Origin of the sequence: [Bacillus] caldolyticus, from assembly GCF_003595605.1 — a bacterium.
Taxonomy (GTDB): domain Bacteria; phylum Bacillota; class Bacilli; order Bacillales; family Anoxybacillaceae; genus Geobacillus; species Geobacillus thermoleovorans.
Window position 1 is genome coordinate 1,463,622 of the sequence record NZ_CP025074.1, and the last position, 22,611, is coordinate 1,486,232.

The 22,611-nt window shown below is 52.3% G+C and carries 24 protein-coding genes; 9 read left to right on the forward strand and 15 right to left on the reverse strand.

Going from position 1 to position 22,611, the window contains the following annotated elements; translation table 11 throughout:
- Positions 1 to 55: 55 nt before the first annotated feature.
- Positions 56 to 1,135 (forward strand): FUSC family protein, encoded by a 1,080-nt coding sequence (locus tag CWI35_RS07720; protein WP_020279377.1) that lies wholly within the window; start codon positions 56 to 58, stop codon positions 1,133 to 1,135.
- A gap of 13 nt (positions 1,136 to 1,148) precedes the next feature.
- Here the strand turns inward: CWI35_RS07720 and nikC are convergent, their stop codons facing one another.
- The 9 genes from nikC to fabL all read right to left on the reverse strand — a co-directional run bounded on the left by nikC (position 1,149) and on the right by fabL (position 9,445).
- Positions 1,149 to 2,048, reverse strand: a complete 900-nt coding sequence (gene nikC / locus CWI35_RS07725) for a nickel transporter permease (protein WP_011229973.1) — start codon at positions 2,046 to 2,048, stop codon at positions 1,149 to 1,151.
- Between the two features lie 15 nt (positions 2,049 to 2,063).
- Complete coding sequence (locus tag CWI35_RS07730) at positions 2,064 to 3,068, reverse strand: ABC transporter permease (protein ID WP_014194923.1); 1,005 nt, start codon at positions 3,066 to 3,068, stop codon at positions 2,064 to 2,066.
- A 70-nt stretch (positions 3,069 to 3,138) separates the two neighbouring features.
- Positions 3,139 to 4,743, reverse strand: coding sequence for an ABC transporter substrate-binding protein (locus CWI35_RS07735; protein ID WP_013146308.1), 1,605 nt, complete (start codon positions 4,741 to 4,743; stop codon positions 3,139 to 3,141).
- On the reverse strand, positions 4,740 to 5,762 hold the full coding sequence (locus tag CWI35_RS07740) for an ABC transporter ATP-binding protein (RefSeq protein WP_020279375.1): 1,023 nt from the start codon (positions 5,760 to 5,762) through the stop codon (positions 4,740 to 4,742). The genes CWI35_RS07735 and CWI35_RS07740 overlap by 4 nt, the downstream gene beginning before the upstream one ends.
- Entirely contained in the window at positions 5,728 to 6,753 is a 1,026-nt protein-coding gene (locus tag CWI35_RS07745; protein ID WP_013146309.1) for an ABC transporter ATP-binding protein, read from the reverse strand. Before CWI35_RS07745 ends, CWI35_RS07740 begins: the two co-directional genes overlap by 35 nt.
- A gap of 587 nt (positions 6,754 to 7,340) precedes the next feature.
- Positions 7,341 to 7,874, reverse strand: coding sequence for a nucleoside tri-diphosphate phosphatase (gene ntdP / locus CWI35_RS07750; protein ID WP_011229972.1), 534 nt, complete (start codon positions 7,872 to 7,874; stop codon positions 7,341 to 7,343).
- A 134-nt stretch (positions 7,875 to 8,008) separates the two neighbouring features.
- On the reverse strand, positions 8,009 to 8,218 hold the full coding sequence (locus CWI35_RS07755) for a YgaB family protein (protein ID WP_011229971.1): 210 nt from the start codon (positions 8,216 to 8,218) through the stop codon (positions 8,009 to 8,011).
- 227 nt (positions 8,219 to 8,445) lie between these two features.
- The gene (locus CWI35_RS07760; RefSeq protein WP_011229970.1) at positions 8,446 to 8,637 is read right to left on the reverse strand and encodes a gamma-type small acid-soluble spore protein; all 192 of its coding nucleotides are present in this window, start codon (positions 8,635 to 8,637) and stop codon (positions 8,446 to 8,448) included.
- 58 nt (positions 8,638 to 8,695) lie between these two features.
- Positions 8,696 to 9,445, reverse strand: a complete 750-nt coding sequence (gene fabL / locus CWI35_RS07765; RefSeq protein ID WP_011229969.1) for an enoyl-[acyl-carrier-protein] reductase FabL — start codon at positions 9,443 to 9,445, stop codon at positions 8,696 to 8,698.
- Between the two features lie 60 nt (positions 9,446 to 9,505).
- Here fabL and CWI35_RS07770 point away from each other — a divergent pair, with 60 nt between their 5' ends.
- Complete coding sequence (locus tag CWI35_RS07770) at positions 9,506 to 9,730, forward strand: hypothetical protein (protein ID WP_011229968.1); 225 nt, start codon at positions 9,506 to 9,508, stop codon at positions 9,728 to 9,730.
- On the opposite strand, the gene mutY is transcribed toward CWI35_RS07770, so the two are convergent.
- The 4 genes from mutY to CWI35_RS07790 form a co-directional block, all read right to left on the reverse strand.
- Entirely contained in the window at positions 9,727 to 10,827 is a 1,101-nt protein-coding gene (gene mutY, locus CWI35_RS07775) for an A/G-specific adenine glycosylase (protein WP_020279373.1), read from the reverse strand. The genes CWI35_RS07770 and mutY overlap by 4 nt on opposite strands.
- Before the next feature lie 105 nt (positions 10,828 to 10,932).
- Complete coding sequence (locus CWI35_RS07780) at positions 10,933 to 12,198, reverse strand: L-lactate MFS transporter (protein ID WP_014194917.1); 1,266 nt, start codon at positions 12,196 to 12,198, stop codon at positions 10,933 to 10,935.
- Between the two features lie 16 nt (positions 12,199 to 12,214).
- The gene (gene fdhD / locus CWI35_RS07785; RefSeq protein WP_011229965.1) at positions 12,215 to 13,006 is read right to left on the reverse strand and encodes a formate dehydrogenase accessory sulfurtransferase FdhD; all 792 of its coding nucleotides are present in this window, start codon (positions 13,004 to 13,006) and stop codon (positions 12,215 to 12,217) included.
- 260 nt (positions 13,007 to 13,266) lie between these two features.
- Positions 13,267 to 13,614, reverse strand: coding sequence for a Na-translocating system protein MpsC family protein (locus CWI35_RS07790; RefSeq protein ID WP_011229964.1), 348 nt, complete (start codon positions 13,612 to 13,614; stop codon positions 13,267 to 13,269).
- Between the two features lie 266 nt (positions 13,615 to 13,880).
- Here CWI35_RS07790 and fdhF point away from each other — a divergent pair, with 266 nt between their 5' ends.
- From fdhF to CWI35_RS07815, 5 genes are all read left to right on the forward strand, one after another.
- Entirely contained in the window at positions 13,881 to 16,844 is a 2,964-nt protein-coding gene (gene fdhF, locus CWI35_RS07795) for a formate dehydrogenase subunit alpha (RefSeq protein ID WP_020279371.1), read from the forward strand.
- Positions 16,837 to 17,325 carry a helical membrane plugin domain-containing protein gene (locus CWI35_RS07800; RefSeq protein ID WP_011229962.1) on the forward strand — a complete coding sequence of 163 codons (489 nt, stop codon included), beginning with the start codon at positions 16,837 to 16,839 and terminating at the stop codon, positions 17,323 to 17,325. The genes fdhF and CWI35_RS07800 overlap by 8 nt, the downstream gene beginning before the upstream one ends.
- Positions 17,326 to 17,837: 512 nt before the next feature.
- On the forward strand, positions 17,838 to 18,821 hold the full coding sequence (locus CWI35_RS07805; protein WP_011229960.1) for a metal-dependent hydrolase: 984 nt from the start codon (positions 17,838 to 17,840) through the stop codon (positions 18,819 to 18,821).
- Between the two features lie 107 nt (positions 18,822 to 18,928).
- Complete coding sequence (locus tag CWI35_RS07810; protein ID WP_011229959.1) at positions 18,929 to 19,090, forward strand: small, acid-soluble spore protein K; 162 nt, start codon at positions 18,929 to 18,931, stop codon at positions 19,088 to 19,090.
- Between the two features lie 67 nt (positions 19,091 to 19,157).
- Positions 19,158 to 19,319, forward strand: a complete 162-nt coding sequence (locus CWI35_RS07815) for a YpzG family protein (protein WP_011229958.1) — start codon at positions 19,158 to 19,160, stop codon at positions 19,317 to 19,319.
- A gap of 75 nt (positions 19,320 to 19,394) precedes the next feature.
- Here the strand turns inward: CWI35_RS07815 and CWI35_RS07820 are convergent, their stop codons facing one another.
- Complete coding sequence (locus CWI35_RS07820; RefSeq protein WP_011229957.1) at positions 19,395 to 19,736, reverse strand: YfhH family protein; 342 nt, start codon at positions 19,734 to 19,736, stop codon at positions 19,395 to 19,397.
- A gap of 168 nt (positions 19,737 to 19,904) precedes the next feature.
- The gene (recX, locus tag CWI35_RS07825) at positions 19,905 to 20,714 is read right to left on the reverse strand and encodes a recombination regulator RecX (protein WP_011229956.1); all 810 of its coding nucleotides are present in this window, start codon (positions 20,712 to 20,714) and stop codon (positions 19,905 to 19,907) included.
- Positions 20,715 to 20,807: 93 nt separating this feature from the next.
- Here recX and CWI35_RS07830 point away from each other — a divergent pair, with 93 nt between their 5' ends.
- Positions 20,808 to 21,725: a TIGR01777 family oxidoreductase gene (locus CWI35_RS07830; RefSeq protein WP_014194913.1), complete on the forward strand. Its 918-nt coding sequence runs from the start codon at positions 20,808 to 20,810 to the stop codon at positions 21,723 to 21,725.
- 244 nt (positions 21,726 to 21,969) lie between these two features.
- Complete coding sequence (locus tag CWI35_RS07835; RefSeq protein WP_011229954.1) at positions 21,970 to 22,524, forward strand: GNAT family N-acetyltransferase; 555 nt, start codon at positions 21,970 to 21,972, stop codon at positions 22,522 to 22,524.
- Positions 22,525 to 22,611: the final 87 nt, after the last annotated feature.

The window sequence follows — 22,611 nt, forward strand, 5'->3', positions numbered from 1 at the left end:
ACTGTGTATAGTACTGAATGGTTCACCAAAACAAAAAGGAGAGTTTTGATCATAGATGAAACTCGGTGCCCGCATTTTTAAAACGGGGATCGCAGTGGCGCTCGCCTTGTTCTTAGCAGCGCTCTTCCAGCTTCCATCGCCGGCGTTCGCCGGCATTTCCGCTGTGTTCGCCATGCAGCCGACCATTTACCGCTCCTATTTATCGCTGATCGAGCAAGTGCAAGCGAATGTGATCGGCGCCTTGTTCGCGATCGCGGCGGTTTTCATCCTTGGGCGCGATCCGTTGGTCGTCGGTTTGACACTGATGATCGTCATCGCCATTTGTCTGAAAATGCGTCTTGAATCATCGACGATTTCCGTAGCGCTTGTCACAGTCATTGCCATTATGGAATATACAGACCGCCAATTTATCGAATTTGCGGCCATTCGCTTTTTAACGATGATGCTCGGCATTTTCGCCGCCTTTGTCGTCAACTTGATTTTCTTGCCGCCCAAGTACGAAAAAAAGGTATATGAAAAAATCAGCGAAGAAACAGAGGTCATTTTAAAATGGATCCGCCTGCATAAACAGCAGGCAGCCGACCATCACCATTTGAAGGAAGAAATTGAAGCACGACACGAAGAAATGACCAAACTCGAGCATCTATATTTTATGTACAAAGAAGAGCGCACGTATTTTCGGCGCCAACGCTTCCAAAAATCTCGCAAGCTCGTGTTGTACCGGCAAATGATAGCAGCGGCCGATCGGGCTTTATCTGTCTTAAAATGGCTACACCGGCTCGAAAACGAGTTCAGCCGCTTGCCCGCCGAGCTTCGTCAAGCCGTTTGCCTGCACCTTGGCTGCTTGCTTGACTACCATGAGCAGCTGTTGCTGAAATTTATCCATAAGGCAAAGCCGCTCCCTCACAGCAGACGGGCCGAGGAAATTCATCATCAGCGCGAGCGGCTCACTTCCGCCTTTTATGCGGACGGCCAGCCGCCGGGCGATTATCGGTTGTTTTCTTTAATCGGAACGATCATGGATTATGGGGATCGCCTCGAACATTTAGACAAGCTTATCGATAGTTTCCACCATTACCATTACGATGACACGCTGGAAAAAGAGCTGGAAAAGTCAGCAGGCGGCCGCTCGTAGCGGACCGCCTGCTTCAATTTTTCATCCGTGGGTCAAGCGCATCGCGCAGCCCGTCGCCCATTAAGTTAAAGCCAAGCACTGTCAGCATGATCGCCAATCCAGGGAAAATCATCGTCCACGGCGCCTGAGTCAAGAAATCTTTGGCGTCCGATAGCATTTTCCCCCACTCCGGATTGGGCGGCTGCGCCCCCAAGCCTAAAAAGCCAAGTGCGGCCGCTTCGATAATGGCGGTGGCGATCGCCAGTGTCCCTTGAACGATGATCGGCGCGAGGCTGTTGGGCAAAATATGATGGATTAAAATGCGCCAGTCGCTCATGCCGATCGCTTTCGCTGCCATAATGTATTCTTCTTGCTTAATGCTTAGCACGCGAGAACGGATGAGCCGCCCAAAGTTCGGTACATTAATGACAGCGATGGCGATGAGGGCGTTTTGCAAAGACGGCCCGAGCACAGCGACGATGCCGATCGCCAATAAAATGCTCGGAAACGCCAGCATAATGTCAAACAAACGCGAAATCACCCCATCAATCCAGCGCCCATAGTAGCCGGCGATAATGCCAAGCAGCGAACCAACCATGACCGAGCCGAGCACGGAAAAAAATCCGACCCACAGGGAAATGCGGGCTCCATATATCACGCGGGAAAAAATGTCGCGGCCAAAATCATCGGTGCCGAACCAATGCTCGCTAGAAGGCGGCTGCAACCGCTCGGCCAACTGTTGGTCTTTATAATCATACGGTGCCAGCCACGGCGCCAAGATGGCGACAAGGATAAAAAACAAAACGATCCCAGCACCGACCAAGGCGATTTTATTTTTTCGAAACCGCCGCCATGCTTCTTTCCATAAAGAAACTGATTCCGTCTCCCTAATCGCCGCCGGCGGTGTTGCCGGCGTGCGCGCTAGTTCAGCCATAGGCGCCCTCCCTCCTTAATTGTACTTAATGCGCGGATCAATGATCGCATAAAGTAAATCAACGATCAAATTAATAAAAATAAAAATGGTGGCAATGATCAAAATGCCCGATTGGATCACCGGATAATCCCGATACCCGATTGCATCATAAATATAGCGTCCGATGCCGGGCCAGCTGAAAATCGTTTCCGTCAAAATCGCACCGCCAAGCAGCAGTCCTGTTTGCAGCCCAATGACCGTCAACACGGGAATAATGGCGTTTTTCAACGAATGTTTGTACACGACCCAAAACATGCTTAATCCTTTCGCACGAGCGGTGCGAATGTAGTCGGATTTCATCACTTCCAACATGCTCGAACGCGTCATGCGAGCAATAATCGCCATCGGGATCGTCGCTAGAGCCATACTCGGCAAGACAAGATGTTGAATAACTTGCCAAAATTGATCGGTATTCCCAGAGAGAAGTGTATCGATCAGATAAAGATGAGTGATCGGCTCAACAGGGTTGCGTACGTCCTCGCGACCGGACGTCGGCAGCCAATCAAGTTCAATCGAAAACAGCCACTGCTCCATTAAGCCAAGCCAAAAGATCGGCATGGAAACACCAATCAATGCCAACACCATCGCAATATAATCAAACCATGAATTTTGAAACCAAGCGCTAATAATGCCGGCGTTCACGCCAATGATCACCGCAATCAGCATCGCCGCCAGCGACAGTTCGATCGTCGCCGCTAAATACGGCCAAATTTCTTCGGCGATGGGGGCGCCGGTGCGGATCGACTCGCCTAAGTCACCGTGCAGCAAGCCGCCGATGTATTTGACATACTGCACATACCATGGCTCATCTAACCCAAGCTTATGGGTCAAAGCCGCTACAGCCTCTTTCGTCGCTTTTTGCCCTAAAATGACTTGCGCCGGGTTGCCTGGAATGGCTCGGATCATAAAAAAGACGACAAGCGACATGCCAAACAACACCGGGATCACCATCAGCACCCTTCTCACAGCATACGACAGCACCTGACTCTCCCTCCCTTAACATGCGGCAAACAAAGAGGGGAAGATGCGCTCCTTCCCCTCTCTCAGTCGATTATTTAAACTCGACTTTCGTAAACTTATCCGAACCGGTCGGGTGCGGGTTAAAGCCTTGGATATTCGCCTTGCCGGCCAACAGCGGAGTTGAATGGACGAGCGGAATCCATGGCGCTTCTTCTTTAATGATCTCTTGCGCTTTTTTATACAGCTCGTTCCGTTTGTTTTCATCGCTCACCGTTTGCGCTTCGACCAAAATTTTATGCAGCTCATCATTCGAGAAATAGGTGTAGTTGTTGCTGCCAATGCTGTCTTTGTCAAGGAGCGCATACAAGAAGTTATCCGCGTCGCCGTTGTCGCCCGTCCAGCCGAGCAGGAAGGCGTCCGCTTCCCCTTTGGCGAGCTTGTCTAAATAGGTCGCCCATTCATACGTCACGATTTTCGCTTTCACGCCGATTTTGGCAAAATTCGCTTGAATGGCCTCAGCGATTTTTTGCCCGTCCGGCATATACGGACGCGGTACCGGCATCGCCCACAGTTCGATTTCAAAGCCATTCGGATAACCCGCTTTCGCCAGCAGCTCTTTCGCTTTATTCAAATCAAACGGATAGTCTTGAATCGCATCGTTGTATCCCGGGATGCTGGGCGGCATCGGGTTTTTCGCCGGTTCCGCCTGGCCGGCGTAAAACGCATCGATGATCGCTTTCTTATCAACCGCGTAGTTCAACGCTTGGCGAACCAACTTGTTTTTCAGCGGCCCTCTCGTCGCCGTCAGTCCGACATAGGCGACGTTCATCGACGGGCGCTTGAAAATTTGAAACTCTTTGTTTCCTTCCACTTGTTTTAAGTCCGTCGGATTCAAGTCTTCCATGATGTCGATTTCGCCTTTTAAGAGCGCATTGAGACGCGCCGAGTTGTCCGGAATGGACACGAAGATGAGCTGGTTCAGCTTTGGATAGCCTTTTTCCCAATAGTCTTTATTTTTTTCAAGTACGATCCGTTCGTTGCGCTTCCATTCTTTAAAAACGAACGGGCCGGTCCCGACTGGGTGTTCTCCAAACTTGTCGCCGTATTTTTTCACGGCTTCTGGGCTGGCGATGGCAAACGGCGTCATGGCGAGATTTTTCAAAAATGGAGCTTGCGGCCGTTTCAGCACAAATTGCACCGTGTACTTGTCGAGCGCCTTTACTTCTTTAATCACATGGCTGTCATCCTGCTTGTAACCGCCAAACATCGATCCGTAATACGGAAACTTGTCTGCATTGCCGTTCGCCCAACGCTCGAAGTTAAAGACCACTGCATCGGCGTTAAACTCTGTCCCGTCATGAAACTTGACACCTTGGCGCAATTTAAACGTATAGGTCAGTCCATCCTTCGAAATCGTCCATTCCGTCGCCAACGCCGGCTTGACGGACGTATCGTTGTCGTTGTAATCAAGGAGCGTATCAAAAATGTTTTTCGTTACTTTCAGCGACTCCCCATCCGTCACAGTCGCCGGGTCGAGCGACACCGAATCACCGCCGCGCCCGTACACCAGCGTATCCTGGGTCGACGGTTTGTCACTGCCACCCCCTGCGGTTTGCTTCGACTTGCCGCAGCCAGCTAAAACAAGCATGACTGCCAGCATCATGGCAAGCCACGTAAACCATGTTTTTTTCCTCATCGTGTTTCCCCCTTGTGTTTCATTTGTTTATCATCACGTTGCTCACCTGTTGGCTCGTATAAATGGCAAGCAACGTAATGTCCATTGGCCACTTCTCGCAATTCCGGGCGCCGCTGGCGGCAAATATCCATACAGGATGCGCAACGCGTATGGAACGCACACCCTTGCGGCGGATTCGCCGGGCTTGGCAAATCGCCGGAGAGCAACTGTCGTTCTGTTTTATGATCAGGATCTGGAATCGGCACAGCGGACAAAAGCGCCTGCGTATACGGATGCTTCGGCGATTCGTATAATGACTCGCTGGCCGCCAGCTCAACTATACGACCCAAATACATGACGCCAACCCGGTCGCTGATATGGCGAACGACCCCTAAATCATGGGCAATGAAAATATATGTAAGCCCAAACTGCTTTTGCAAATCTTCAAGCAAATTGAGAACTTGCGCTTGAATCGATACATCAAGCGCCGAAACCGGTTCATCGGCGATGATCAGCTTCGGATGAGTCATCAGCGCCCGCGCGATGCCGATGCGCTGACGCTGGCCGCCGCTGAACTGGTGGGGATAGCGTTTGGCATGATAAGAACCGAGCCCGACCACCTCGAGCATCTCCCGCACTCGCCGCTTCCGTTCCTCTTTTGATCCAATGCCGTGGACGATAAGCGGCTCTTCCAAAATTTTTTCGACTGTATGGCGCGGGTTCAGCGAAGCGAACGGGTCTTGGAAAATCATCTGCATATCGCGCCGCAACCGACGCAGCTCCGCTTTTGATAAAGCGGTTACATTCTTCCCTTCAAATAGAATCGAACCGTCTGTCGGCTCAATGAGCCGCAGCAGCATTCGGCCCGTAGTCGACTTGCCGCAGCCCGACTCGCCGACAATGCCAAGCGTCTCACCGCGGTACACGGTGAATGTCACATCATCGACCGCTTTGACCGTCCCAATTTGTTTGCCAAAAACGCCCCCGGTAATGGGAAAGTATTTTTTAAGCCCTTTCGCTTCGAGCAGCGGCTCGCTCATCAACCAGCCCCTCCTTCTCTAACGCCAAAAAACAGCGGGCGCGATGGCCTTGTTCACTCGTTTCGTACAATAGCGGATCTTCGTGGCGGCAGCGGTCAACGACCCATTCGCACCGAGCGGCAAACCGACAGCCGCAGCGGACCGTTCCGGGTTTTGGCACTTGGCCGGGAATGGAATACAGCCGCTCCTTTTTGCCGCGGATATCCGGGATCGAGCGAATCAGGCCGGCGGTGTACGGATGCTTCGGATTGCGGAAAATGTCCCGAACGCTTCCTTCTTCCACGATTTGGCCAGCGTACATGACAATGACGCGATCGCATAGTTCAGCGACAACTCCTAAATCATGGGTGATCATCATCACTGCCGTGCCGAACGTCTGGTTCAATTCTTTCATCAGCGCTAAAATTTGCGCCTGAATGGTCACATCAAGCGCCGTCGTCGGCTCGTCCGCGATCAAGAGCGCCGGACGGCACACCATCGCCATCGCAATCATCACGCGCTGGCGCATGCCGCCAGACAACTGATGCGGATATTCGTCCAACATTTGCTCAGCGCGCGGCAGCCCGACAAGCTTGAGCATCTCCACCGCCCGCGCTCGCGCTTCTTTTTTCCCTATTTTTGTATGTAAACGAATAGCCTCGACTAATTGGTTTCCAATGGTAAACAATGGATTTAAAGAAGTCATCGGCTCTTGAAAAATCATCGCGATCTCGTTGCCGCGAATTTGCTTCATCCGCCGCTCCGAGGCTTCGATCAAGTTCTCGCCTTTAAACCAAATCTCACCGCCAACCACCTTGCCGATTCCTTTTGGCAACAACCCCATAATAGACAATGACGTCACACTTTTCCCACACCCGGATTCCCCGACAATGCCAAGCACTTCGCCTTCACGAATGGAAAAATCTACACCATCGACCGCCGGGATCTCCCCATCATCCGTAAAGAAAGACGTCCGAAGCCCACGAACTTCCAATAAAATCTTTTCCCCCATCACGCTCCCCTTCTCTCATTCGATTTTGATGAAACTTTTGCTCTCTGAATAAAATTATGCCATGTATTGTTTTCTAACACAATATAATATTATAAAAAATTAAAATTATCGAAAAAGGAAAAGTGATAAAATAACGAGGGGATGAAACAATCCCTCGTGACCTTATTTGTTGTAAAGATGCACGCACCTTGAACGACCATTTTCACGCCGGACAGATTGCAAAAATAGCGCACAGAGATTTTTTATCATAATTTCTAACGTCTCATTCCATTTTTGCCTCCAAATCAACTGATCACTCCTGCTTGACCGTCGCCATTCCTCATGCATGCGGGAAAAAGCAGAAAAACTGCCGACTTGCGAACAGGATTTTTCATGTCGCTATTTCTCATCTCTAATCGAGACCCCTGCTTTTAAGCATAAGCGTTAGCAAGGCAGCCCAACCGTGGGACGCACGAGGATGGCTTGACTGACAGCCTGCCGTAGGACAATCCCCCGCCTCACCATCAGCTCTTCATGCGTGCCGCTTTCGACAAAAAAGCAGAAAAAACCTGCCAGCGATGCCGAACAGGCTTTTTTCATGCCGCTATTTACGTTTGGTACGCCTGAAACACTCCGTACCATTTGTCGATGAACTCGGGCGCAAACGGCCCTTTCCGCTCCTTAATCCAGCCGATCAGTTTTTGAACGTTGTTTTTTAAAATGCGGTCGATCACATCGGGATAGTGCATTTCGCGGCGATGCCGCTCATACTCATCTTCATCCAGCAGCATGTACGTCATATCGGGAAACACTTTAATATCCAAATCATAATCGATGTACTTCAGCGCTTCTTCATCCCAAACGAACGGCGAGCTTAAATTGCAATAGTAGTACACCCCGTCCTCACGAATCATGGCGATAATGTTAAACCAATGCTTAGCATGAAAAAAACAAATCGCCGGTTCGCGCGTCACCCACGTCCGGCCGTCCGCTTCCATGACGAGTGTTTTGTTATTGCCGCCGATCACATACGATGGCGTCCCTTTTAATACGACCGTTTCCTGCCAAATCCGGTGAATCGTCCCATTATGTTTGTAGCTATGGATTTGAATGATTTTCCCTTCCCGAGGGTAAACTGGCATCATTCTTCCCTACTTTCCGATGGGAGCTTCTTCGTTATATTATACCCTGTTCCTTTTGCAAAAGGAAAGAAAAGCAGGCCGCCTTACTGAGGAAAAGGCAACTGGCGCGTTGGCTCAAGGACGCAGCCTGTCCGTCAGACACCGGGTGCCATCTGCCCTAAAAATGCGCGGCGGATGGCTTCCACCTCCCGTTTCATTTGCCGCACTTCCTCGCGCAAGGCGGCGGTCGGCGCTTCACGTTCAAGTTCATCCAACTGGCGGGTGATCTCCTCGCAACGCTCCATCTCCTGTTGCAAAAACAGCGCCTCGTCGCCTACATTCGTCCATGCGTGCTCCATCGCCATTCCGTTCTCCCTTCCCCTTTGCCGTGTGATTTCCTTTCATCATTTCGCGCCCGCACCCACAAATCCCTTTCACTAATCTTGTAAAGAGATGACAGCTTTTGTCGACAAAAAAAGCAGAGGCGCGCCGCCCCTGCTTTTTCCTTCCATCTTCGGCCTATCGCCTGCGCTCTTGTAGCAACATACGCCGTCGTCACAACCGCCAGGCGTCAGCCATGGATGATCGTTGGTTATTGATTGACATTTTGCGCTTTGCGGGCTTCCGCTTGCGCATTTTGTTGTTTTACGTGTTGCACATTCGTCTCAGCCGCAAATTCCGTCGCAAATTGGCCAGCTTGAGCGGCTTGAGCCGATTGGGCATTTTGTTGTCTTACTTCTTGAATGTTTGTGCCAGCTGCTGTTTTGTTCGGTTGTTTGGCCATTGTTCTCACCTCCACGTGCTTTACTATGCCCCGGGGGTGATCGTTCTATCCGCTGACGTTACAAAAGTAAAGATCTTCCACCATCGACAATGATCGTCTGCCCGCGAATCATCTCGGCTGCATCCGAGAGCAAAAACAAAACCGCGTTGACGATATCATCGGGTTTGACCGGGCGGCCAGCCGGCGTGTTCGCAGCCGCGTCGGCGAGCAGCTCTTCACGGTTCGGGAAGTGCTTCAGCGCATCGGTATCGACCGCCCCGCCGGAGACGGCGTTGACGGCGATGTTTTTCGGCGCCAGCTCGACAGCCAAGTAGCGGGTCAGCGCTTCAAGCGCGGCCTTCGAGACGCCGACCGCCGTATAGTTTTCCAAATAGCGGATCGACCCGAGCGAGCTGATGCTCACAATTTTCCCGCCGCCGACTTGCTCCATTCTTTTGGCCGCTTCCTGGGCGCAAAACAAAAGCGCTTTGCTGTTGATGTTCATCGTCCAGTTCCAATGCGTTTCTTCCAATTCCATCGCCGGGCGCAAGACGCCGGATGCGGCGTTGTTCACGAGCACGTCGACCCGCCCGAACACCTCATCGATTTGGGCAAACATGGCGTGAATTTTCTCAACGTCGCCGACGTTCGCTTTGACGACGAGCGCTTTTCTCCCGAGCGCTTCAATTTCGCGCGCCGTTTCTTCGGCAGCTGTTTTGCTGCGGGCGTAGTTGACCACGATATCGTATCCTTCCTTGGCCAGCCGCAAGGCGATCGCTTTGCCAATGCCGCGGCTGCTGCCGGTGACCACTGCTACTTTTCCGCTCATGTTTTTCACTCCTTATACATATAATATAGCCGAATTCCATAGATGAGGGAGGGGCTGCCTATGTACGTCGGCCGCGATATGACTGAGCTGTCGATGATTCCGAAAACGGAATGGACCGATGACGAACTCGCTTATTTTCATCATTCGTTCCAACAAATCGCTCCATATTTAAACGTCGAAGGGCAGACGATTCACCGTGAAATCATCGAGGAAATCGAAGCGCGCGGCGGCCTTGGGCGCCGTGAAGCAACGTATACACACGGCACGATGCCGGTGCCTGATTAATCGGGGCGGCGTACTCCGCCCGCCCATTCTTTATATTCGCGCCAAACACGTTGATGGGACACCGGAAAGGCGTACGCTTCAAGCTCATCTTCAGACACAAGCCGAAAAGGCTCCTTGGTGGACTCGCTGCTGATCAGGCGGCCGGGAAACACGGTCAACTGCCAGACTAAATGGGAAAACGCATGCTCAAACGAAACGATCGGTTCTGTAAGCTCTACTTGCAAACCGTATTGCTCCCCAACCATTTGCTCGAGCTTCTCTTTTCCATCTGCACCGTCCGTTTCGCAGCTGGGGAACTCCCATAAATTCGCAAGCAAACCGGTGTTGTCGCGCTTGCGAATGAGAACGCGGCCTTCATCATCGGCCAGCACCGCTACTGCGAGCGGCACTTGTTTGACCGCTGTTTTTTTCGTTTTCACCGGCAGCTCTTCCGCCACCCCTTCGGCGAACGCTTGGCAGTAGACTTGCACCGGACAAAGAAGGCACGACGGGCGGCGCGGTGTGCAAACAAGAGCGCCAAGCTCAATCAGCGCCTCGTTAAACGCTCCCGGGTTTTCGTACGCCATAATTTCGCGGACGATTTGTTCAAATCGTTTTCTCGTCGACGGTTTGGCAATATCGTCTGTCACGAGAAACAGACGCGACAAGACACGCATTACGTTGCCGTCAACAGCCGGCTCCGGGACGCCATAAGCGAGGCTCAACACCGCCCCGACCGTATACGGTCCGACTCCTTTCAGCCTAGAAAATTCATCTGGATCGTCCGGCACTTTGCCGCCATAGCGCGTTTTCACTTCTTTCACCGCCGCGTGCAAATTGCGCACGCGCGAGTAATAGCCGAGCCCTTCCCACGCCTTCAGCACCTCGTCCTCATCAGCGTCAGCAAGCGCCTCCAGCGTCGGAAACCGATCGATAAACTGTTCAAAATACGGAATGACCGTCTCGACGCGCGTTTGCTGCAGCATCACTTCCGACACCCATACTTTATATGGGTCGCGGCCTTTCCGCCACGGCAGGTCGCGGCGCTCGCGGGCGAACCAGTCAAGCAAATCGCGCTGAAACTCGCGCGCTGGAAATCGCTCTGTTTCTCTTGTCATTCAACGTTTCCCCCATGATGCCTATGATCCATATCCACCTTATTATATCAAAAAACCCCCGGCGTGGCTTGCCGCACGCCGAGGGAAGACGGAAGGAAATCGTTCTCAACTTTCCTTAGCCGCCGAAACATAGGCGATTTGTTCATGCTGGGCGCGCAATCGGCGAATATCGATGCGCACGAGCAACGAGATGATGAAAGCGATGACAAACAATCCGCCAAAAAAGGCCAAACTTCCTTCATAAGAACCGGTCGTGTCTTTAATATACGCAGCAAACATCGGTCCGACGAGACCAGCCGCGGCCCAAGCGGTCAAAATATAACCATGGATGGCGCCAAGCTGCTTCGTGCCGAACAAATCGCCGATATACGCCGGGATACAGGCGAATCCGCCGCCGTAGCACGTATACACAATCGTCAGCATCACAACAAACAGCCATTTGATGGACACGTTCGGCAACAGGAAGAAAATCAAGATTTGCAAAACGAAAAACGTCGTATACGTATTCGGTCGCCCAATATAATCAGAAGCCGATGCCCAACCGATGCGCCCTAACCCGTTAAACACCCCAATGGCGCCAACTAATGCCGCCGCGGCCGTTTGGCTGATGCCGATGCTTTCCACCGCCAACGGTTTGGCCACCGCTAAAACGGCAATGCCGCACGTCACGTTAATAAACAACATGAACCATAAATACCAAAAACGTCTTGTTTTAACCGCCTCATTGGCCGTCAACTGCGCCAAATCAAGCGAAGGTTTGGCTTTTCCGGCCTTCACTTTTTCCTGAAATCCTTCCGGCAGCCATCCTTCTGGCGGTTTTTCTAAATAAAGAGAAGATAACGTCATAATGACAAAATACGTAATGCCTAAAATGAAAAACGTATTTTGGACGCCGACGGAGGCAATCAAACTGTTCATCACCGGACTCGCGATCGCTGCGGCAAAACCGAATCCCATAATCGCCAGCCCTGTAGCCAACCCGCGCCGGTCTGGAAACCATTTGACAAGCGTTGACACTGGCGCAATATACCCGACGCCGAGCCCGATCCCACCTAAAACGCCATAAAACAGATAAAGCAGATACTTGGAACCGAGAGCAACAGCTAATCCAGAACCAGTCACCCCGAGGCCAAAGAAGATGGCGGCCAATAGTCCGGATTTCCGCGGTCCGTGCTTTTCAACAAAATGGCCAAGGAACGCAGCCGACAATCCTAAAAACAAGATCGCAATGCTGAACGTGAGCGCCACTTCCTGGTCCGACCATCCAAACAATTGTTTTAATGGATTGGTAAAATTGCTCCACGCATAAACAGACCCAATCGAAATATGAATGCCGACAGCCGATAACGCAATGAGCCAACGGTTTTTCACAGCCTCTCCTCCCCTTTTACCCGATGATGATCCGACTCTCATGCGTATACACGTTAAACGCCTGCCCGCGCAAAAAGCCAACGACGGTTATGCCGAGTTCATCCGCCAAATCCAAGGCCAGCGTCGTCGGCGCCGATTTTGAGAGCAGGACGCTCACTCCCATTTTCGCCGCCTTTAACAGCACTTCCGATGAAACGCGGCCGCTGAATACAATGAGCTTGTCTTTCATCGCAACTTGATGACGCAGGCAATAGCCATACAGCTTATCGAGCGCGTTGTGACGCCCGATGTCAGAACGAATCACGACCATCTCATCCGGTGTGGCGAGCGCGGCGTTGTGAAGACCGCCCGTCGCCGCAAAGTCCGTCGACCGCTCGTGCAGCGCTTTCATGAGGCGAATGCAGTCATCCGCCTTCACCGTGATGCCGCCGACGATCGTTTTCGCCGTCTTCATGTCATTGTAAAAATAAAATTGCCGGCTTTTTCCGCAGCACGAGCCGATGAACCGCTTGGCATAAAACTGTTTGGCCGGCAGTCCGCCTGCGGCGAGTTCGACATAAGCAAAGCCCCGCTCACCATCAATGGTCATCCCTTTGATGTCGCTGCACGTCCGAATGGCTCCTTCCGAAGCCAAAAATCCGATTACCAATTCATCTAGATGCGCCGGCGTGCAAACGATCGTCGCAAACTCCTCGCCATTGACCGTTATGGTCAACGGAAACTCGAGCGCGATCTCGTCCTCTTCCTCAACAAAGCGCCCGTTCCGGTATTTCGCAATCGGTCGCCGTTTCGCCGCAAACCCGCTCACCTTGCCATTCCCCCTTTCCATGCAAAATAAAACCGCCGCCTTCCGGACAAGAGGACAAACTCGCCCCTGTCAGCGAAAAGCGGCGGTAGTTTGCGCCCAGCACTTCTGCAGCGAAACCAACGCACATCCGTTTCCGAAACCTGCCTGCCAAGCGGCGAAACCGTTTAGCCGGCAAGGCTTCTACTATTTTCATCGTGCTAACTATTCATAAGCATACCACGAACAGTAACGAAAAACAATTGTTTCTGTTCACAAAATCGTCACAATTCAATCGGTTTTTCAAACACGAACACCGATACGGCCATATCTTCTTCCACTTTAATGTCGCTGAACAAATAAAGAAGCTTCGAACCGATGAGCTCTTCCATGCCGTCCGGCACATGTTGGGCGTACACATCTTGGATCATTTTCGTTCTCGCTGCATGCACCATCTCTCGGCCTTCCGGGGTGCGGGCGATAAATTTTTCCGTCGGCGTTAAATTGCCGTGCAAAATCGTAATTGCCAAATTGTCGACGAAATACGTTTTAATCCGTTCCGGCCCTTTGCCAAACAGCTGTTTGCGCACTTTGCGCACAATATCGTTGAAAGCGGCTTCTTTTTTGGACATTTTTCTTCCCCCTTTCCGAAAGCCACCAGAAAAAGTTCCAGCCCATCCGTTGTGTTCTTCGTTTTGCCGTACTATAATAAACTATAGCAAATGTATACATAGTGGAAAAATAATAAGGCAAGAAGCGGCCTTGTTATTTTTCTACTAAATATAAAAAGTTTGGATTGGTTGTTTAGTATCGTTATGCTAAAGAACTACTCCACCCACGATGAAGCATTCGTCTCGTCGCTGGTGGAGTTTTTTATTTTGACAAAGGGGGAGCGACGATGGAAGCGCAAATGGTGACGGTAACCATCAACGGGCGTGCCTACCGCGCCAAGCCCGGGATGACGATTTTGGAAGTCGTCAATGAACACGGTCTTCCGCATCCGCAAGTTTGTTATACGCCGGAGCTTGGCGCCATTCAGACATGCGACACGTGCATCGCTGAAGTCAACGGAACGCTGCTTCGCGCCTGTGCGACGCCGGTTGAGGACGGCATGGTCGTCGAACTCGGCTCGCCGCGGGCAAAGGCAGCGCAAAAAGAAGCGATGGACCGCCTGTTGGAAAATCATCTCTTGTACTGTACGGTGTGCGACAACAACAACGGCAACTGCAAGCTGCACAACACGGCGGAAATGATGCAAATTGAACATCAAACATATCCGTACCGGCCGAAAGTCGACCCGTCCGAGGTGGACATGTCGCATCCGTTCTACCGCTACGACCCGAATCAATGCATCGCCTGCGGGCAATGCGTCGAAGCCTGCCAAAACTTGCAAGTGAACGAAACGCTTTCGATCGATTGGGAAGCGGAACGGCCGCGCGTCGTTTGGGACGGTGGGGTGCCGATCAACGAATCGTCGTGCGTCAGCTGCGGGCATTGCGTCACCGTCTGTCCGTGCAACGCGTTAATGGAAAAATCGATGCTTGGCGAAGCGGGCTTTCTCACCGGCTTGGACAAAGACGTCCTCAACCCGATGATCGATTTTGTCAAGGAAGTCGAGCCAAACTATACGAGTATTTTCGCCATTTCTGAAATCGAGGCCGCCATGCGCGAACAACGGATCAAAAAGACGAAAACGGTTTGCACGTTCTGCGGCGTCGGCTGTTCGTTTGAAGTGTGGACGAAAGGGCGGAAAATTTTAAAAATCCAGCCGGTATCCGAAGCTCCGGTCAACGCCATTTCCACATGCGTCAAAGGAAAATTCGGCTGGGATTTCGTCAACAGCGAAGAGCGCCTAACGAAACCGCTCATTCGCAAAGGCGACGTATTCGTCGAGTCGACATGGGACGAAGCACTCGACTTGGTCGCGGAAAAGCTCGGGGCGATCAAGCGGCAATACGGCGGCAACGCCATCGGTTTTATTTCATCATCAAAAATTTCCAACGAAGAAAACTATTTAATGCAAAAACTCGCACGGCAAGTATTTGAAACGAACAATGTCGACAACTGTTCGCGCTACTGCCAGTCACCGGCGACGGACGGCCTGTTCCGCACGGTCGGCATGGGCGGCGATTCCGGCACGATTCATGACATCGCTTCAGCCGGCCTTGTCATCATCATCGGCGCCAACCCAGCGGAAGGGCATCCGGTCATCGCCACCCGCGTCAAACGGGCGCATAAACTGTTTGGCCAAAAACTCATTGTTGCGGACTTGCGCCGAAATGAAATGGCCGAGCGGGCTGACCTGTTCATCCGCCCGAAACAAGGCACCGACCAAGTATGGCTGATGGCCGTGACAAAATACATCATCGACCAAGGCTGGCACGATGAGGCATTCATTCGCGAGCGCGTCCATTTCTTTGAAGAGTTTAAACAATTGCTGGAAAAATATACGCTTGATTATGCCGAACAAGTCACCGGCGTCGCCAAAGCCGATCTCATCCGCATCGCCGAGATGATCCACGAAGCAGACGGCACGTGCGTCCTCTGGGGCATGGGGGTCACGCAAAACACGGGCGGCAGCGATACATCGGCGGCGATTTCCAACTTGCTTTTGGCAACCGGCAACTACGGTCGTCCGGGGGCGGGCGCGTTCCCATTGCGCGGCCATAACAACGTCCAAGGCGCCTGCGACATGGGTTCGCTTCCTGCCTGGCTGCCTGGCTACCAACATGTCACCGATGATGAGGCGCGAGCGAAGTTTGAAAAAGCGTACGGCGTCCGCATCGATGCGAAACCAGGCCTTGACAACATCCAAATGCTCGAAGCGGCCGAGCGCGGCGAGCTGAAAGCGATGTATATCATCGGCGAAGATATGGCGCTTGTCGACTGCAACGCCAACCATGTGCAAGAGACGTTGGCGAAGCTTGACTTTGTTGTCGTTCAAGACATTTTCTTGTCAAAAACAGCGCAATTTGCTGATGTCATCTTGCCAGCAGCGCCAAGTTTGGAAAAGGAAGGAACTTTCACGAATACCGAGCGCCGCATCCAACGGTTTTACCAAGCGCTGGAGCCTCTTGGCGACTCCAAGCCAGACTGGTGGATCATTCAAGAAATCGCGAAGCGGCTTGGCGCCGATTGGAATTACGCTGGCCCGAAAGAAATCATGGATGAAATCGCCAGCCTCGCCCCACTGTACTCACAAGCGCATTACGACCGGCTCGAGGGCTGGAACAGCTTATGCTGGGGCAGCCATGACGGGGCTGACACGCCGCTGTTGTACAAAGAGCGGTTCAACTTCCCGGACGGCAAAGCCCGCTTTGCGTTAGCCGATTGGGTCGAACCGGTGCAATATCCGGAAGAGTACGATTTGCTTGTGAACAACGGCCGATTGCTCGAACATTTCCATGAAGGAAACTTGACGTACAAATCCAAAGGCATCGAGCATAAATTCCCAGAAGTGTTTGTCGAAGTATCCCCTGAACTCGCCAAAGAACGCGGCATTGAAGATGGGGCGCTCGTTCGGCTCATCTCGCCGTACGGCCGCGTCAAAGTGCGCGTGCTCGTCACCGATCGAGTCAGAGGCAATGAACTGTTCTTGCCGATGCACTCCACAGCCAATGAGAGCGCCATTAACATGCTGACCGGCCCGCAAACCGACCATCGCACGAACACGCCGGCTTACAAACAAGCCCGAGTGCGCATGGAAGTCATTGAACGGTCCGGCAAGACGCCGCTGCCGCGCACAAATCCGCGCTTTAAAAAGCGGCATCCGCAAAACGGCGTCGAGGTGGAGCGGAAGTGGCGGCGAAGCGACTACGTGCCGCTCACCGAGGAAAACAAGGGGGTGACGATCGGTGGCTAAGCCGATTACCACCATTCAAAAGCGCCAAATGACGGAGGAAGAAAAACGAACTGAAGCGCTGGCCAAGCTAAAAGCCGCTGTCGGCGACAGTGAAGAGGCAGTTCGCGAGCTCTTGGCGTTCATCGAGCAGCTCCATGAAAGCGGCCTGCTCGAAGCGGCCAACGCCTTGTTAAAAGCGCGGGAAGACGTGGCGAAAATCGTCGTCGGCCAGCTCAACCAAAAACCGGTGACAACGATGATCAACCATGCGTTCGCCATAGCTGGCCTTGTTGCTTCACTTGATCCGGAGAAAACGGCGAAACTGCTTGAGCACATCGCCGCCGGCGCGCTGGAGGCGTACGAACAAAACTCCGCCGAAACAAAAAAAATCGGGTTGTTTGATTTGCTTAAAGCGCTCAATGACCCGGACATCAACCGCGCGATCCGCTTTTTCCTGTCCGCTCTCAAAGCGATCGGCAAACGGTTCAGAAATGACGGCTAATCGATCGGCTTGCAGAGAAAAGGACAGTTGACCAATGAGCCGCCAAAAGAACGGATGGTGAACCGATCTTCCATCAGCATGGAATGCTCCCCACTTACACCTATATAGACGTTGAAGTGGGGAGCTTCTCGGTCCGAGATGATCAACAAAACGTCCCGCCTCATGCGGGGCGCTTTTCGTTTTTGGTTGAAGCGCTTCCCTTTTCGTCTGACGAACGGCTTGCTTCCTGTTTCTTTTTCTCACTCCACTGTCTATCAATCGTTTCCTTTTTTGAATCGTTGTGAAATTGGTCGTTCCGCCTCTCGCCAACGATTGTCGCTCTATGATACACTAGCCATAACCTTGTTTGTCTCTCGCCTCCTTTCGGCCAATGCCTCAAACGGTTATTGGCTGAACACAAGGTGGGGCATACTAATAGTTGCATGAAAAAGAAAGATGTGCTCCGGCCGAGAGACAACAGACAGTTTCCATCCGAACATGCAACGATGCTGCAAGAAGGAGGCGCCTTCACGTTGGATACAGGCACACATGTTTTGATGGGGGTGGCGCTCGGCAGTCTTGCTTCACTTGACCCTGCGATCGCCCATGATCCGCTCTTATCCCACGCTGTGTTGATCGGCGCGCTCGCTGGCTCGCAAGCGCCGGATATCGACACGATTTTCAAATTGCGCAACAACGCCCAATATATTCGCAACCATCGCGGCATCACCCATTCGATTCCCGCCGTCGTTCTTTGGCCGTTGCTCATCGTCAGCGTGATGGCTGCCATCTATCCGAAAACGGATTGGCTTCGCGTTTGGCTTTGGACGTTTGTTGCCGTCGCCTTGCACGTATTTGTTGACATTTTTAACTCTTACGGAACCCAGGCGTTGCGTCCGTTTACAAAAAAATGGATCGCCCTTGGCGTGATTCATACGTTTGATCCGGTCATTTTTGGGCTTCATTTGGTCGGCGTCGGCGGCTTGTTTCTCGGCGCCCATCCCGGTTATACGTTTCTTGTCGTCTACGTGCTTATCGCTGCGTATTATGGGCTTCGCTTCCGCCAGCAGGCCAACATCAAACGGCTCGTGCACGCCTCGATCGCCGGGGTGACCGAGATCATCACCGTACCGACATGGCGGCCGCGCGAATGGCATTTAGCCATTTCAACCTGCGACAAATTTTACGTCGCCCGCGTCAAACGCGGCGAGCTCATCATCCTTGACCGCTTCCAAAAGCGTGCGCTTCCCGACCATCCGGTGATGAACGCCGCCAAACGCGACGAAAATATCGCCGCTTTCTTATCTTTTTCCCCGGTTTACCGTTGGGAAATGAACGAATACGATGATTACTACGAAGTGCGCTTTACTGATTTACGCTATCGAAGCAAAGGGTATTACCCGTTTGTCGCTGTCGTCCAGCTCGACCGCGATCTCAATATTGTCAGCTCATACACCGGCTGGATTTTCAGCGAAGGCAAACTGCGCAAAAAGCTCGAACTTGCTCCAAACGGCTGATGGGCTCCGCCCCAATCATTGCCACACATAAGCGCTACAGGGTGTCCCATAATAAAAATACGTGTTGGCCATCCAACACGAGCACGCCGTTAAGGAGGGAATGTGCCGTGCGGAACAAAGCGCACAACTTCCCGAACCAAAACAACAACAAGCTCGAAGGCGAACCGCGCGCCAAGGCCGAGTACGCCTCGAAGCGGGCCGACGGCACGACCAACACCCACCCGCAAGAACGGATGCGCGCCTCCGGCGAACGAAGCGATTTCTTTTAACATGAAGGGGGAGCGCGGCATCGTTCGCCGCACTCCCCCGGCACATTCCGCAGCGAGGTGAACAATCATGGGTCACCATCGGCACAAAAAATTTTATGACAACTTTTATTCGAACCCGTTTCAGCAGCCGTGGGCCAATCCAAAACACGCCCACTCGCAAGTGAACGGCGAAACGCAGCAAACGCTTGACCTCATCATTTTAGAGCGGCAGACGCGCAAGCAGTCGTAGCGGAACAACCTAGGGAGACACCCTCCCTAGGTTTTTAGGCTCGCTTTCCGTCCGACTGTGAACTTGTCCCGCCCGTCATGATTGAGGCAAATTCGGTTTACGAAGCAGTGAAATCGGCAGCGCCTCCTCCTCTCCGTTTCCTTTCAACCGCCATCCCCAGGCAAACACTCCTTTTAAATAGCGCACTTTAAAATACTCTCCAGGCGCCCCTTCAATTTCATAAATCTCCCCAGGATGAAAATCAGCTGGATTAAGCATATACGCCTTCGCCATGGCGATTTTCCGCTCGTAGACGGCGTATTCGTTCACCATCCCCATCTGCTCCGCCTTGCGTGCCTTTTCCGTCAACATGGCGATTTCTTGTTGCAGTTCTTCTTTCGTCATTTCGCTGTACCGTTTTTGTTCTCCTTTGATCATAGGCAAGCCTCCTTTTTGAGCATTCCCGATGGATCGTTTTCATCCACATGGAACTCGGCAAAAGGCTCAGAACATCTCTTGATTTATGGAACTGGAACGATTTTGTGATCAACATTTAACAACAAAACTGATAATATATCCCATTTTTTCAAATCCTTTCATTCGAGATCACTCGTCATTACCGTGCATGCGCAGCCATTCATTGATCAAGTCAAGTGCGAATCCTTTTCGGTACAGGGCTTGGCGCATCTTTTGCTCATAAAGCGGCCGCGGGTGGTGCGCATAACGGCGGTGCGCTTTCTCCGCCTGAACACTGAGCGCCTCCCGTTCTTCTTGTTCAGTATGAGTGCCGCCATCCGCCAAAACGGCGGCAATCACCTCATGCGGAAATCCTTTGCGCATCAGCTGCTGCCGCACCCGTTCCAAAAACGCGCGAGCCGATTCATCCCGGCGCTGTTTTTTCGCTTTTTCGTAAAGCGAGCGGGCGATGGCCATCTGTTCATCCAACGTATACTCCGCCAAACTCTGCTCGATCAAGCGGTCGGGAACGCCGAGCCGTTCCAGTTCGGCGCGCACAAGAAGCGGCCCTTTCGCCGCCGTCTTTTTTTGCGTGCGCACATAAGCGGCGGCAAACGCCTCGTCATCGACATACCGCTCGGCGCGAAGTTTTTTGAGCACTTCATCAATCACCGAATCCGGAGCGCCTTTTTTTCGCAAGTGTGCGGCGACCTCATGCTCCGAACGCATCCGGTGCGCCAAAAAGTAAAGCGCCTGTTGATACGCCTTTTTCACCTCATCGGCATACACAATATGTTGAAGCAGGTCGTCGCTGATCTCCATCCCTTTTTTCAAGCGGAATTGAAGCAATACATCTTGATCAACTGTCAATCTCAACGACGGTGCGCCGTCACGGTGCACGACAATCCAAAATCGTTCAGCATTTTGTTCGGTTGCGGCAATGTCGGCAATCGTTCCCATTGTTTGTCCCCCTTATCTTTTATCGTATCATAAGCAGGAACTTCTGACACCAAAAGCGAAGTCATAAAATAAACCAATGGAAGGGGAATCAAGATGCGCATCGCCATCAACGGCGGCACTGGGCTGATCGGCCAGGCGCTCGCCCGCCATTTTTCCAAACAAGGACATGAGATCTACATTTTCACCCGCTCTCCCAAACCTTCCGAAGGCAACATTCATTACCTTTCCTTCGACAACCACCGAAAGCCTGAAGCTGTCGATGTCGCCATTAATTTAGCCGGGGAGCCGCTCAATCGAAAACGTTGGACGGCGAAGCAAAAAGAGATCATCCTTGACAGCCGCCTTCGCGCCACCGAAGCGATGGGCCGCTGCATCGATTCACTGTCCCGCCCCCCGTCGTTGTTTATCAACGCCAGCGCCATCGGCATTTACGGCACTTCGGACTCCGCAACATTTACCGAGCAAACGACCGATTACGGCGGCGACTTTCTAGCCCAGACCGTCCAAGCATGGGAAGCATCGGCCCGTCCGATTGAGCAGCTTGGCATCCGCACCGTCTACGCTCGCTTTGGCGTCGTGTTTGCCCGACATGGCGGCGCCTTGCCGATGATGATCAAGCCGTATCTGCTGTTTGTCGGCGGCCCAATCGGCAGCGGACGGCAATGGCTGTCGTGGATTCATCTTGAAGACGTCGTGCGCGCGGTCTCGTACATCATCGAACACGAGGAATTGTCCGGCCCGATCAATTTCACCGCGCCCCATCCAGTACAAATGGAAGAATTTGGACTGACCGCCGCCCGGCTTCTTCACCGCCCGCATTGGCTTCCGGTTCCCGCTTGGGCGCTTCGCCTTCTCCTTGGCGAAATGAGCATGCTTGTCACCGAAGGGCAACGCGTCATTCCAGAGAAGCTATTGCAAGACGGCTTCCGCTTTTCGTTTCCAACGTTGGAAGGCTGTCTCACCGATTTGCTTTTGCCCCATGACCGACAAAAAATATCCAAAAAAAATTAACAAAAAAACAATTCCCTTTTTTCTTCCGATCGTGTATGATAAAGGAGACCTTAGGCTAGTTGTCGTCATAATCGCATACGGACAGGAACAAGGGGAAGGCAAATGGTGCGTCACCAGCGCTCGCGCTGGTCCTAGTGGGTTCGATTCCCACCCCGAAATTTTTTTAATGAAGTTTTAATAAAAAAATTTCGAGGGTGGGTTCCCGCTGGGAGGCTGCCCTCGGCATCCAAAGGAGGGATTGGCCATGTTGAAAAAACGCGAGCTGCAAGACTGCCATGCGCTGTACGAGCTGATGGTGCATCCGGACGTCTTCCCTTTCGTGCGCCAAAAAGCCAGCTCGTACGAAGAGTTTTTATTCATGACAAAACAGCTCATGGAGGCGGAAGAACGCGGCGAATTGATTTCGCGCACGATTTTAGACGAATGGGGAAACCCGATCGGCACAATCAGCCTCTTTGATATCCAAGATGGCGCCGGCTTTTTAGGCACGTGGCTCGGCAAGCCGTATCACGGGCTCGGTTACAATCGGCGCGCCAAAGAAGCGTTTTTCCATGAGCTGTTTTATGAGCTGTCGATCGAGACCGTGTTTTTGCGCATTCGCAAAGTCAACGTCCGCTCGATCAAAGCGGCGGAAAAACTGCCGTACGTCACGCCGGCCAATGAAACGCGGCGGGCGTTGCTCGAGCAAATCGGCGCGGATGTATACAATTTGTACGAAATTACAAAAGACAACTACACGCTCTATACAATGCGCCATCCTTCCTTTGCCCACAATGAAGAACAGCGCAAAGAGGCATAAGCCGCGCAAGAGCGCATCTGATGCAAAAAGAGGCTGTCCAAACGGACATCCTCTTTTTTACGCATAAAAACGGCTGGTTTTGCGCAA